This is a genomic window from Bacillus cereus group sp. MYBK30-2 (assembly GCF_051915945.1).
In the GTDB taxonomy this organism is placed as follows: domain Bacteria; phylum Bacillota; class Bacilli; order Bacillales; family Bacillaceae_G; genus Bacillus_A; species Bacillus_A paramycoides.
This window is the reverse complement of the sequence record NZ_JBQAFR010000007.1, coordinates 89456-102895: the sequence shown is the minus strand read 5'-3', so window position 1 is coordinate 102895 and position 13440 is coordinate 89456. Positions and strand designations below refer to the sequence as shown.

The window sequence follows — 13440 nt, the reverse complement described above, 5'->3', positions numbered from 1 at the left end:
AAGGCTTGTATAAATCATTTCAATCAATAACTTCTACAGCATACCCTTTCTTTTTTAAACCACTCAATACCTCTTCAATATGATTTCTATCTTTAGTTTCTAATGATAAGTGCAATTGCGCATATCCTGGAAATACCTTTGTACCAATTCGTTCTAAATATATATTTAATACATTCGCTTCAAAACTTGTTACAACCTCGAGTAAGCGTTGCAAATACCCTGGCTTATCTTTAATCGTTGTCGCAATATGAACGAAACGCCCTGCTTCAACCATTCCATGCTCAATAATACGTGAAATAAAGTTTACATCGACATTTCCACCGCTTAGTACGGATACGACCTTTTTTTCTCTTATTGGGATTTTTTGATAAAGCAAAGCAGCCAATGAACTCGCACCGGACCCTTCAACCAACAATTTATTCCGCTCAAGAAGCATTAACATCGTCCGAGCGATTTCCATTTCATCTACACAAAACACATCATCCACATAACGTTGTACAAGTTCAAAAGTTAAATCTCCTGGCCTTTTAACTGCAATTCCATCTGCCATGGTTGGCGCCGAATCTACCGTTATTACTTTCTTTTCCTCAAGTGATTGTTTCATTCCTGGACAAGCAAGTGTCTGCACACCATATATTTTTACTGATGGTTTTTGTTCTTTAATTGCCATCGCAACTCCTGCAATTAATCCCCCGCCTCCAATAGGACAAATAACAGCTTCTACGTCTTCAAGCTGTTGTAATATTTCCAATCCGACTGTCCCTTGACCCGCAATTACTGCTTCATCATCAAATGGATGTACAAATTTTGCTCCTGTCTTCTCTTTTAAATCTAGTGCGTAAGCTAATGCATCGTCAAATACATCACCTTGTAATTCCACATGAGCACCATACCTTTTCGTCGCAAGCACCTTACTTAACGGTGCACCTTTTGGCATTACAATCGTACAAGGAATACTGAGCATATTACTAGAATACGCAACCCCTTGTGCATGATTTCCAGCAGACGCCGCAACAACACCATTTTCTAAATCACCTTTCTCAAGAGAAACCATTTTATTATAAGAGCCACGTACTTTAAAGGAACCTGTCTTTTGTAAATTCTCAAGCTTTAAATAAACATCATTCTGTGATAATTCACTAAATGTGCTCGAATAATCTAGCGGTGTCATATGTACAATACCCTTCATTTTCTCATAAGCAGTTATAATATCCTGGAATACAATCATACCTTCGCCTCCGAAACAATATATGTTTATACATACTAGTTTAAGCGGCATATTTTGTTTTATACGACAAAAGATCACGTAGCATTTTATGCTACATGATCTTCTCTTACAAACTCTTATTTACTTCATCAGCTAATTTCTTCGTACTTTCATACGCAGAATCAGCTAAGCTAATTGCAGAAATAGCCGAAATACCATCCGCACCGGCATCTATAACAGAAGCTGTATTTTCAATTGTAATTCCGCCAATACCAACAATCGGTATTGTAATCTCATGTTCTCTAAAATACTTTAGCCCTTTCGTTCCTTGAACTGCTTTCGTATCTTTTTTCGTACTCGTTGGGAAAATAGGACCAACTCCTAAATAATCAGCTCCGTTTTCAATCGCCCAGCGTGCTTCTTCAATTGTATGTGTAGATACCCCAACAATTTTATCTCCCATTTTTTCACGAACAGATGTTATTCCTTCATCATCTTGTCCAACATGTACACCGTCTGCATCTAATTCAAGAGCTAATTCAACGTCATCATTCACAATAAACGGTACATTATACTCTTTGCAAAGTGTTTGTAGTTCTTTCGCAAAACGAATACGTTTCTCACCAGTTAAAGCCCCTTCTCCCTTTTCACGAAATTGAAAAAGTGTTATACCGCCTTCTAGTGCCTCTCTCAATACTTGCAGTGGCTCCTTCGTACAATTGTTACTACCCATAATAAAATATACTGGTAGTAATTTAGACATTTCATCCATTGTAATACGCGACATCTATTTCCCCTCCTTACTGTACAAATTCAATCTTTCCATACTTCTCAATATCCTCTGAAGTTGTATTCGCTAATTGATTTAAAAACTCAATTTGGAAGCTACCAGGTCCTTTTTCTACCGTTTTGGCTGCTGCCAGTTCCGCAGCTACTCCATAAAATGTTACTGCTGCGACAGCTGCCTTCACATAATCTTTTTCAACTGCTGCAAATGCTCCTATTACAGAAGTTAATAAACAGCCTGTTCCAGTAACTTTCGTTAAAATGCTATGGCCATTGCGAATAAGAACTACCCGCTCTCCATCTGTAATGATATCCTCTTTTCCAGTGATCACAGCAACTGTATTTAATTCATCCGCTGCCTGTTTTGCAATACTTACAACATTACCATTTCCAGTACCAGCGTCTACACCTTTGATTTCCCATTTTTCATTAATGACATTAGCTATTTCTGCTGCATTTCCACGAATTATCGCTAAATTTATTTCAGCTGGAATATGTCTCGCAACTTCTGTTCGATAAGAAGTTGCTCCTGCACCGACTGGATCAAACAATACCGGTACATCATTTGTATTTGCTGATTTACCAGCAAGTAACATCGCTTCTACCTCTTCAGGACGAAGTGTACCCATATTTAAAACAAGAGCTCCAGCAATACTAGCCATTTCTGCTACTTCTTCTTTTGCATATGCCATTACAGGCGATGCTCCTAATGCTAACAAACCGTTTGCTGTAAAGTTTGTTACAACGACATTTGTAATATTATGCACGAGTGGATTAGACTCTATTACCAGTTCCACTACTTTACTAATTTTTTGTACATTCATTCTATTCATCTCCTAACTTTAATGATGGGAGATACACAAAAAGACACTTTGCGTACGCAAAGTGTCTGAACATGTGCTTTTACACTCTCCCTACGCTGGCATTATCCAACAGGTTCAAATGGTCAATGACGGGTTAGTCATACTCTCAGTTTGCATCCGCAAACTCCCATGTGCTTTGTTATTCATCTACTTCAAAGTCTACTCTCATTCTAGTGAAATAACAAGTTCTTTACTTTCTTATACAGAAAGAGTGATAGGGAATACTATCACTCTTTTCATACTATTATTTTATAGCTTTTGATACTTCTTTCACCATTGCTGATACAGACTCAAGTCCGCCACCAGATAAGTACCAGTAGTTTGCATCAAGGTAAACTACGTTTTTGTTTTTCACAGCGTTTGTTTTACTTACCAGTTCATTTTCAACAACTTGCTTAGCAGAAGATTTCCCGCCAGTTACTACGCCTCTATCAATTACAAATAAGTAATCAGGGTTCTTCTCAAGGATGTACTCAAATGAAACTTTATTACCATGTGTATCTGCTTTAATTTCTGGGTCAACAGGAGTTACGCCAAACACATCATGAATAATACCGAAGCGGGATTGAGGGCCGTATGCACTTACTTGACCATCGTTCGCTAAAATAACTAAAGCTTTTTTATCGCTTTTCTTCGCTTTTTCATTTAATTCTGCCACGTCTTTTTCAACTGCTGCAATTTCTTTTTTCGCTTTATCTTCTTTACCGAAGATTTTTGCCAATGTTTCTGTGTTTTCTTTAAATGATTTCATGTATTCTTTTGTATCTTGTTCTACGTAAATTGTTGGAGCAATTTTTTCGAATTCTTTATATGAATCAGCTTGACGTCCAGAAATGATAATTAATTCCGGATTCATTTCATTGATTTTTTCGAAGTCTGGTTCTTTTAAACCACCAACGTTTTTATACTTTTTATCTTTATATTTAGAAAGGTATTCTGGTACACTCTTTTGCGGCACACCAGCCACGTCAACACCTAGTTTATCTAATGTATCTAATGAACCGAAGTCGAATACTACAACGTTTTTCGGATTCGTTTTAACTTTCGTTTCGCCTAATTTGTGCTTAATCGTAATTTCTTTTGATTTACTTTCACTTGCCTCGGTCTTCTTGTCAGTAGAGGCACTATTACTACATGCCACAGCGACAACAGCAAGCATGAAAGTTAATAATAGCATCGCTAATTTCTTCACTTCAATCACCTCAATAAAATTTTTAAAATTATTTAAATCGATAGCGCATTTACACCATCAAAAATAACTTCCTCTTATGAAAAATAAATACAAATGTTGTTTCCAGATATCTCTTCTATATGGATGTCCATATCATAAATATCTTTTAAAACAGCTTTATCAATAATTTCACTCGTTGGGCCTTCTTTCATTACTTTTCCATCTTTCAAAGCAACGATATGATCGGAATAACAAGAAGCAAAATTAATATCATGAATTACGATAACAACCGTTTTTCCAAGCTCTTCAACAAGTCGTCTCAGTACTTTCATAATTTGTACAGAATGTTTCATATCTAGATTATTCAGTGGCTCGTCCAATAAAATGTATTCTGTATTTTGAGCAATAACCATTGCGATATACGCTCTTTGCCTCTGCCCACCACTAAGTTGGTCTAAATACTTATGCTGGATGTCCTCAAGTTCCATATAGCGAATAGCTTCCTCAATATGGCTCCAGTCTTCCTTTGTCAGATTACCTTGTGAATATGGAAATCTACCGAAACTAACTAATTCTCGAATGCTAAGCCTTAAATTAATATGATTCGTTTGCTTTAAAATTGAGATTTTCTTAGCAAGTTCATCGCTCTTCCATTCCCCAATTTCTTTATCTTCAATGTAGATTTCACCAGCATCTTTTTTTAATAACCTACTAATCATAGAAAGAACCGTACTTTTCCCTGCTCCATTTGGACCAATAAAAGATGTGATCTTTCCTTTTGCTATTTTAATAGAGACATCTTCAACAACATTTTTATTACCATATTGCTTTGATATGTTTCTTACTTCTACCATGACTTGCTCTCCTTTAATAGAAGATAAATGAAGTACACGCCACCAACAAAGTTAACAATGACACTTAAAGTCGTGTTAAATTCAAACACTCTTTCAACAATCAATTGTCCTCCTACTAAGGCGATAATACTAATAAGGATAGAACCTATTATTAAATATTTGTGTTTGTATGTATGCAAACATTCACGTGCAACGTTTACTACAAGCAGTCCTAAAAATGTAATTGGTCCTACTAACGCTGTGGAAATAGATACTAAAATTGCAATTACAATTAAAAGCTTCTTCACGACTTTGTCATAATCTACTCCTAAATTAATTGCCTCATCTCTTCCGAGTGATAGTACATCTAATAATTTCAGCTCTTTATACACATAAGCAATAACTAATACAATTCCAATGATAGACGTTACAAGTAGCTCTGTTTTTACATTATTTACACTTGCAAACATTTTCCCTTGTACAATTTGGAACTCATTTGGATCAATGAGCACTTGCATAAAGGACGATAAACTTTGGAAGAATGTACCGAATATTAATCCGATTAAAAGTAGGAAGTAAATATTATTCCCTTCTCTTTTAAACAGAAACTTATAAAGAAATAGTGAGAAAATCACCATTAAACTTACTGATATAAGGAAGTTTACGTTTGTGTTCATCATCGTAAAATGTTGTGATCCAAATACAAACACAACAAACGTTTGAATAAACATATAAAGTGAATCTAAACCGATAACACTCGGTGTTAAAATACGGTTATTACTAATCGTTTGGAAGATCATTGACGAAAATGCAATCGCTCCGCCTGTTATGATCATCGCTAACAATTTCTTACCTCTTCTTGGTAAGGCATAATCTAACGTGTTCATATTTAAGTTAATAAATAAAAATATCCCAATGACTATAACTGACACAAGGGCTAGTAATCCCAAAATCATCTTATAATTTCTTTGTTTTCTAAGCTGCATATGCGTTTCTCCTCATCAATAAATAAAGGAAAATTCCGCTTCCGATTACTCCTACTGTAAGACCAATAGAAATCTCGTACGGATAAATTACGACCCGGCCAAGTATATCGCAAGCTAGTACGAAAACTGCTCCTAGCAAGGCAGTGTGTGGCAAACTATTTTTCAAATTATCTCCGCGGTAAATAGAAACAATATTCGGAATAATAAGCCCTAAAAATGGAATCATTCCTACAGTTAAAACAACTAACGCGGAAATTAAAGAAACGATAACAAGTCCAATATTTAGTACTCGATTATAATTCATCCCTAAATTTGCAGCAAAGTCTTCTCCCATTCCAGCAACGGTAAAGCGATTTGCATATAAAAAGGCGATGATTACAAGCGGGATACTTAAATATAAAATCTCATATCTTCCTTTCATAATCATTGAAAAATCACCTTGTAGCCAGGAATTGATATTTTGAATTAAGTCATATTTATAAGCAAAGAATGTTGTAACAGAACTAATAATGTTCCCAAACATAATTCCTACAAGTGGAATAAATATCGCATCCTTAAACTTAATTCTCTTTAAAATTTGCATAAATAAAAATGTACCAGCTAATGCAAAGACAAATGCAACAAGCATTTTCTCAAGAGGACTCGCTGTCGTAAATAACATTAACGACACTAACACCCCAAGCTTTGCACTATCCATCGTACCCGCAGTTGTCGGAGATACAAATTTATTTCTGCTCAATTGCTGCATAATTAAGCCACTTATACTTAAGCTCACACCAGCAACGATAATACTGATTAAACGTGGCAACCTACTAATGAATACAACCTGCATTTTATCTTGATCCCAATGCACAATATCCATGAGGCTTATATCTTTTACACCAATGAAAATAGAAGCAATCGATAAAACAATAAGCATAATAAACAAATATCTTTTTTTCATAGTTATTCATGGTGTAGATTATGTTCTGTCGCCATCATCTGATTTTAAACAGATTATAATCCTATCATTTTATCCCCCTCATCTATTTATAGAATGATAGAAATCATAACTCTTTTGGTAAAACCTTTTCTTGCCTTCTTATGGTTAAAATGAATTTCATTATCAATTAAGAACATAATTCATATGTATTAATCAACTTTCCCATATATTATTTTGGCAATATTTTGGCAACCTCCTTTAATGATAATGAAATTCATTTACAATGTCAACGTATACGCTCAAAAATCTGATATTTATATCAATCTTTTATTCATATACGTAAATCCCCCCTCATTCATTTAATCAGAAATATTTCAAACCTGTAGCATAACTGAATCCAGCAAAGATGTATGCTATATTTAACGTATGGAAATTTGAAAGGATGTTTTTAATATGGCAAAAAGTATTGTAATTGCTGAAAAGCCTTCTGTTGCACGTGATATCGCACGTGTACTGAAATGTGATAAAAAAGGAAACGGCTACCTTGAAGGTAGTAAATATATTGTTACTTGGGCTTTAGGCCATCTCGTTACATTAGCAGATCCAGAAAGCTATGATGTAAAATATAAAAAGTGGAATTTAGAAGATTTACCAATGCTACCTGAGCGTTTAAAACTAACGGTAATTAAACAAACAGGAAAACAATTTAACGCTGTGAAAAGCCAGCTACTTAGAAAAGATGTAAGTGAGATCATTATAGCTACAGACGCTGGCCGTGAAGGTGAATTAGTAGCGCGCTGGATTATCGATAAAGTTAAAATGAACAAACCGATTAAGCGTTTATGGATTTCATCGGTTACTGATAAAGCAATTAAAGATGGCTTCGCAAATTTAAAGCCTGGCAAAGCATACGACAATTTATACGCTTCAGCTGTCGCACGTTCAGAAGCTGACTGGTATATTGGTCTTAATGCGACTCGAGCATTAACTACCCGCTTTAATGCTCAACTAAATTGTGGTCGTGTCCAAACACCTACTGTAGCCATTATTGCTGGCCGTGAAGACGAAATAAAGAATTTTAAAGCTCAAACATACTACGGTATCGAAGCTCAAACAGCGGAGAGATTAAAGCTAACTTGGCAGGATATAAAAGGAAATAGTCGCAACTTTAATAAAGAAAAAATTGATGCACTTGTGAACAAAATCAGTAAACAAAATGCTACTGTTGTAGATATTGATAAAAAGCAAAAGAAGTCGTTCGCTCCTGGTCTTTACGATTTAACTGAACTACAACGTGATGCGAATAAAATCTTTGGTTACTCTGCAAAAGAAACATTAAACATTATGCAAAAACTATATGAGCAACATAAAGTTTTAACGTATCCTCGTACAGATTCACGCTACATTTCATCTGATATCGTCGGAACGCTTCCAGAGCGTCTCAAGGCATGTGGCGTCGGAGAATACCGTCCTTTAGCGCATAAAGTATTGCAAAAACCTGTAAAATCTAATAAATCATTTGTTGATGATAGTAAAGTAAGCGATCATCACGCAATTATCCCTACAGAAAGCTATGTAAATTTCTCAGCTTTCACAGATAAAGAACGTAAAATTTATGATTTAGTTGTGAAACGTTTCTTAGCAGTTTTATTCCCGGCCTTTGAATATGAACAACTAACATTACGTACAAGAATTGGTGACGAAACGTTCATCGCACGCGGAAAAACAATTTTAAATTCAGGTTGGAAAGAAGTATATGCGAATCGATTTGAAGATGACGATGCAGTAGACGATTTGAAAGAACAAATCTTACCTCGCATCGAAAAAGGCGATACATTAAACATAAAACTAATTGTCCAAACATCAGGTCAAACGAAAGCACCTGCACGTTTTAATGAAGCAACGTTACTTTCAGCGATGGAAAACCCAACAAAATACATGGATACGCAAAACAAACAACTTGCTGATACATTAAAATCAACTGGTGGATTAGGTACTGTAGCTACACGTGCGGATATCATCGATAAGCTCTTCAATTCATTCTTAATTGAAAAACGTGGTAAAGACATTCACATTACATCAAAAGGGCGTCAGTTACTTGATTTAGTGCCAGAAGAACTAAAATCTCCTACACTAACTGGTGAATGGGAGCAAAAGCTTGAGGCGATCGCAAAAGGTAAATTAAGAAAAGAAGTATTTATTTCAGAAATGAAAAACTATACGAAAGAAATTGTTGCTGAAATTAAATCGAGCGATAAAAAATATAAACACGACAATATCTCAACGAAGTCTTGTCCAGACTGCGGTAAATCAATGTTAGAAGTAAACGGTAAAAAAGGTAAAATGCTTGTATGCCAAGATCGCGAGTGTGGTCATCGTAAAAACGTATCCCGCACTACAAACGCACGCTGCCCTCAGTGTAAAAAGAAACTAGAACTACGTGGTGAGGGATCTGGCCAAATTTTCGCATGTAAATGTGGCTATCGGGAGAAACTTTCTACGTTCCAAGAAAGACGTAAGAAAGAATCTGGAAACAAAGCTGATAAACGTGACGTCCAAAAATATATGAAACACCAGCAGAAAGAAGAAGAACCATTAAACAATCCATTCGCAGAAGCATTAAAGAAATTAAAATTTGATTAAACCTATCTTTAAATACAAAAAGGTTCCTACCACTTTCGGTAGGAACCTTTTATTTTTAATGAATAATTTTACTTCCTTTTGCGTTCTCAACAAACTTTTCACTTGATTTGTTAATTGGTGTTTTTAGTAATATCGCAGCAACAACCATGACTACTACGAAAGCACTTAACACGAGTAAATCTCTAATTACTATATCCCAAAGCATTCCACCTACAGTTTCACGAATTGCACTAATTGCATATGTGAATGGTAAGAACGGATAAATTGCTTGGAAGAACGGTGGTGTCATTTGAATTGGGAATGTTCCGCCCGATCCTGCTACTTGCAGTACAAGTAAAATGATCGCCATCGATTTCCCAACGTTTCCGAAAATAGAAACGAGTGAGTATACGATACAAACAAATACTCCCCCAATAAATAAACTAAATAACACAAACCAGAATTTATCGACTACGTACGTACCGAGTAAGAATATATCCCCCATCGATACGATAAACGCTTGCGAAAGACCTATCGTTAAGAATGTTAATAAACGTCCGAAGTATATTTCATGGCTCTTATAATTCGCGCCCTCCTCATGTACTTCTACCGTTAATAATGAAACCATTAATAGTGCGCCTACCCATAATGCAAGCACTGTGTAGAATGGTGACATCGCTGAACCGTAGTTCGGCATCGCAAATAATTTATTCTCTTTTAAATTTACTGGATTTGCGAAGTAATCACTTTGCTTTTCAACATCATTTTTTAATAAGCGTATGATGTCTTTTATATCCTCTTCTGATTCAAAATCACGAATTTTATTTGCTAATTCTTTAATCTTTTTCTCAGTAGCTGGCATTTCAGCTTTAATGTCTACTAATTTCTTTTGACCATCTACTAAGCCTTTTGATGAATCTTCTAGTAATTTTTTAACATCTGGAAGCTTTTTGTTTGTCTCGTTTAAAATTTGAGATGTGTTTTTAGACATCTCTTTTGTACGGGCAATTGCTGTATTGAAGTTTGGTACAATTTCTGCATCATACGTCGATAATACATCTGCTAATTGAGCTGATCCGCCTTTCGCAGCATTGTTAATACTTTCAATTACATCTTTTGTAGGTTTCTGACCATTGTTAATAAGTGTAATTCCCTTATTCGTTGCATCTACACCTTTTTGTAAACTACTTTTCGCTTTATTTAACTTTGTGATTCCATTATTAAGGTTTTTATCACTATTCACATCTGCTAAAACCTTATTTGTGCTATCTAGAACCGGAATCATATCATCAATTAAACTGATGCCAGATTGGAATTGACCATTTAAGCTGTTTAAAGCTACTTTTGTTGAATCTAAGCCGTTAACACCTTTAGTTTGTATGTCTTCTTTTGCTTTTTGTAAATCTGCTTTAGCGCCTTCAAGGCCATTTTTTGCTTTATCGTATTCTGCCTTCACTTTGTCGTATTCTTCATTTAACTTATTACTCGCATCAGCTTTTGTCTGATCTATAGTACTCACTGCTTTTTGATAATCCGCTACAAATGTTTCATTATAATCTTTTTCAGCTTGAGTAATTAAACCATCTACAGCATTTAACTTTTGGTTAATCGAGTCTTTTACATCTTGTTTTACTTCCTGCCCTGTACTAATTAAATCACCAAGATGTTTAAAGCGATCATTTAAATCTTGCTGCCCATCTTTAATCGCTGTTAAGTGACTTACTCTTTTTCCGAAGAAGTCCTTACCAAAATCAGTTGTTGCATTATTTTGAAGTGTAGACATCATTGTAATAATGGAAGATAGATTATCAATATGTGTTTGATAATTTTTAGAAATAGTATCTATATTACTTTTCGCTTTTTCTGGATCAATATTACCATTTTCTAATCCGTCCATAACACTTTTCGCATATACATTTCCTGCACGAGCAGAATCGAATACATTATTCACCGTTTTATTAATATTTTGCGCAATATTTCTATAACCTTGATCGTTCAACTTCGGAAGGTCTGGCCTTGCTGGGAATTCAGGTAATCCATTCATTCCAGACAAGTCAGGGATATTTAAATCCACACCCGGATTCATTAAAAAGTCAGTAAATGCAGCTGCACTATCCATAACACCTTTTGCTGCTACTAAATCATTTCTTATCGTCCCTGGAGCATTTTTTAATGTTTGGTCTTGATTCGCAAAGAACTTATCTAAATTTGTTAATGCTTCCTGCCCATCGTTAATAACACTTTCCACAACCGGTAACTCTTTTTGTGCTACTTTCACAACATCTTCTGCTCGAGTTGCATCATCTAACGCCTTATCCATAAGTGTATTCATTTCTGGGAACTGCGCTTCTAACTTAAATACAAGATCTTTTACCTTCTCGATACTTGGTAAGTTAGTTTCTAAATCGATTCCAAGGTCATTGAAGATTTCAAAAATCTCGCCGTTTGCTGTTTTAACAAAGTTTTTACTAATTTCTTCAGTAAGACCTGATGCACCTTTAGCTGTAATCTTCGGTGCAATGGCATTCACCTTTTCATTTACGTAATACTCAATTTCCGGTTTCTCTGGATTTTCATTCAAGACTGTTGCAATCTTTTCAGAAAAATCTTTTGGAATAGTAATACTTGCGGAATAATCTCCACGCTCTACTCCATAAATTGCTTGCTTTTCATCGACAAACTTCCACCCAAAATTTTTGTCCTTCTTAAGTGAATCTACAATTTCTTTCCCGATGTTAATATCTTTCCCTCTTAAATTTGATCCAACATCTTGGTTAGAAACTGCAATTTGGATTCCTTTCGTATTTCCGTAAGGATCCCAAGAGGCTTTAATGTTAAACCATGCATATAACGATGGTAGAACCATCAAGCCTATTACAATAACAATTGCAGCCCAATGTTTGGCTACATTCCGTAAATCTGTCTTATAAATACGCCAAATCTGTTTCATATAAGCTATCACCTAATTATATATTTTTCCTTCTTTAGAAAATGATACATACATTTTGCAATTATATCACTTTCTACATCGTGGATTAAACGAAAATGCACTATTTTTTCCATTAATTTCTTTACTTACTTCATTATATAACGAAGTAAAAAAAGTATGCATACAAAATGACCAAATTAGTTTTACATTCAATAATAACAAATATATAGGAAATGTCATAAAAAGTACAAGTATTTTCTCTTGGAAATACTTGTATTCATCAAAAAAATCCTCACAGTTTTTCATTATCTGTGAGGATTTCTTCTATTATATATCTAATTGTACCTCTACACCGAAATGATCTGAAATTACATTTCGATTTGTACCGTTAAAAATAACTTTTGAAGAACTAACCGTTTTACTTTGGTTACATAATATTAGATCGATTCGTAAGTTTTGTTTATTTTCATCCCAACCAGCAATCTCACCTTGGACAGTTGTTCCTTCATCCTTCTCCATTGCTAGTTCATATGTGTCATATAAACCTTTTTTCATAATATACTCATAACCCTCTCCTTGCAGACGAGCGTTGTTATTAAAATCACCCATTAAGAAGGAGAGTTCATTGCTATCTACACGCTCTATTAAACGATCAACCTGGCCTTTGAATGATTCTTCTTCATCATTCCACCAACCGAGATGACAAGAGTAAAACGTTATATTCTTACCATTATAAGCAATTGTTGCACTTACAATTTTGCGTGTTTTCCAATACGCTGTATCCTTATTTTCTGAAATAAAGAACGTATCTTCTTTTACAACGTTATGCTTTGTTATAATTGCTAATCCTTCCTCGTACACATCATATCCAATATGAGAGAAGTCCCAAATAATATTGTACTCTTTTACATGTAAGGCTCTTAACTCTTCTAGTAGTAATAGTCCAAAATTATCTTTTTTCTTGTTACCGCATACATTTTCAGCTTGTATAGATTGACTTACTTCTTGCAATGCGATCACATCATAATCTTCTTCTTGAATTACTTTGGCAAGATACTTTATTTTTTCAATTTGATTCTCTTCTTGCCAAGAGTGACAATTTAAAGTTAGCAATTTCATAT

At 34.9% G+C, this 13440-nt stretch carries 10 protein-coding genes and 1 riboswitch; of the genes, 1 reads left to right on the top strand and 9 read right to left on the bottom strand.

Translation table 11 applies throughout. The features are described from left to right. Positions 1–19 precede the first annotated feature (19 nt). The 7 genes from ilvA to ACTFQM_RS24415 all read right to left on the bottom strand — a co-directional run bounded on the left by ilvA (position 20) and on the right by ACTFQM_RS24415 (position 6789). Positions 20–1228, bottom strand: a complete 1209-nt coding sequence (gene ilvA / locus ACTFQM_RS24445; protein ID WP_327903436.1) for a threonine ammonia-lyase — start codon at positions 1226–1228, stop codon at positions 20–22. A gap of 106 nt (positions 1229–1334) precedes the next feature. Beyond that, positions 1335–1994 (bottom strand): thiamine phosphate synthase, encoded by a 660-nt coding sequence (gene thiE / locus ACTFQM_RS24440; protein WP_440036632.1) that lies wholly within the window; start codon positions 1992–1994, stop codon positions 1335–1337. A gap of 13 nt (positions 1995–2007) precedes the next feature. After that, the gene (gene thiM / locus ACTFQM_RS24435; RefSeq protein WP_440036631.1) at positions 2008–2817 is read right to left on the bottom strand and encodes a hydroxyethylthiazole kinase; all 810 of its coding nucleotides are present in this window, start codon (positions 2815–2817) and stop codon (positions 2008–2010) included. Between the two features lie 70 nt (positions 2818–2887). Further along, a riboswitch (TPP riboswitch) is annotated at positions 2888–2997 on the bottom strand. Positions 2998–3100: 103 nt separating this feature from the next. Continuing rightward, a complete protein-coding gene (locus ACTFQM_RS24430) occupies positions 3101–4048 on the bottom strand; it encodes a siderophore ABC transporter substrate-binding protein (protein ID WP_002174675.1) in 948 nt (315 codons plus the stop codon). Between the two features lie 74 nt (positions 4049–4122). Next, a complete protein-coding gene (locus ACTFQM_RS24425) occupies positions 4123–4881 on the bottom strand; it encodes an iron ABC transporter ATP-binding protein (protein WP_002174674.1) in 759 nt (252 codons plus the stop codon). After that, positions 4875–5846, bottom strand: coding sequence for an iron chelate uptake ABC transporter family permease subunit (locus ACTFQM_RS24420; RefSeq protein WP_440036629.1), 972 nt, complete (start codon positions 5844–5846; stop codon positions 4875–4877). The genes ACTFQM_RS24425 and ACTFQM_RS24420 overlap by 7 nt, the downstream gene beginning before the upstream one ends. After that, positions 5836–6789, bottom strand: a complete 954-nt coding sequence (locus tag ACTFQM_RS24415) for an ABC transporter permease (protein WP_033719739.1) — start codon at positions 6787–6789, stop codon at positions 5836–5838. Before ACTFQM_RS24415 ends, ACTFQM_RS24420 begins: the two co-directional genes overlap by 11 nt. Before the next feature lie 432 nt (positions 6790–7221). On the opposite strand from ACTFQM_RS24415, the gene ACTFQM_RS24410 reads away from it, so the two are divergent. Then, positions 7222–9411, top strand: coding sequence for a DNA topoisomerase III (locus ACTFQM_RS24410; RefSeq protein WP_440036627.1), 2190 nt, complete (start codon positions 7222–7224; stop codon positions 9409–9411). A 55-nt stretch (positions 9412–9466) separates the two neighbouring features. Here the strand turns inward: ACTFQM_RS24410 and ACTFQM_RS24405 are convergent, their stop codons facing one another. Then, positions 9467–12340 carry a YhgE/Pip family protein gene (locus tag ACTFQM_RS24405; RefSeq protein ID WP_440036625.1) on the bottom strand — a complete coding sequence of 958 codons (2874 nt, stop codon included), beginning with the start codon at positions 12338–12340 and terminating at the stop codon, positions 9467–9469. A 306-nt stretch (positions 12341–12646) separates the two neighbouring features. Continuing rightward, the gene (locus tag ACTFQM_RS24400) at positions 12647–13438 is read right to left on the bottom strand and encodes an endonuclease/exonuclease/phosphatase family protein (protein WP_440036624.1); all 792 of its coding nucleotides are present in this window, start codon (positions 13436–13438) and stop codon (positions 12647–12649) included. Positions 13439–13440: the final 2 nt, after the last annotated feature.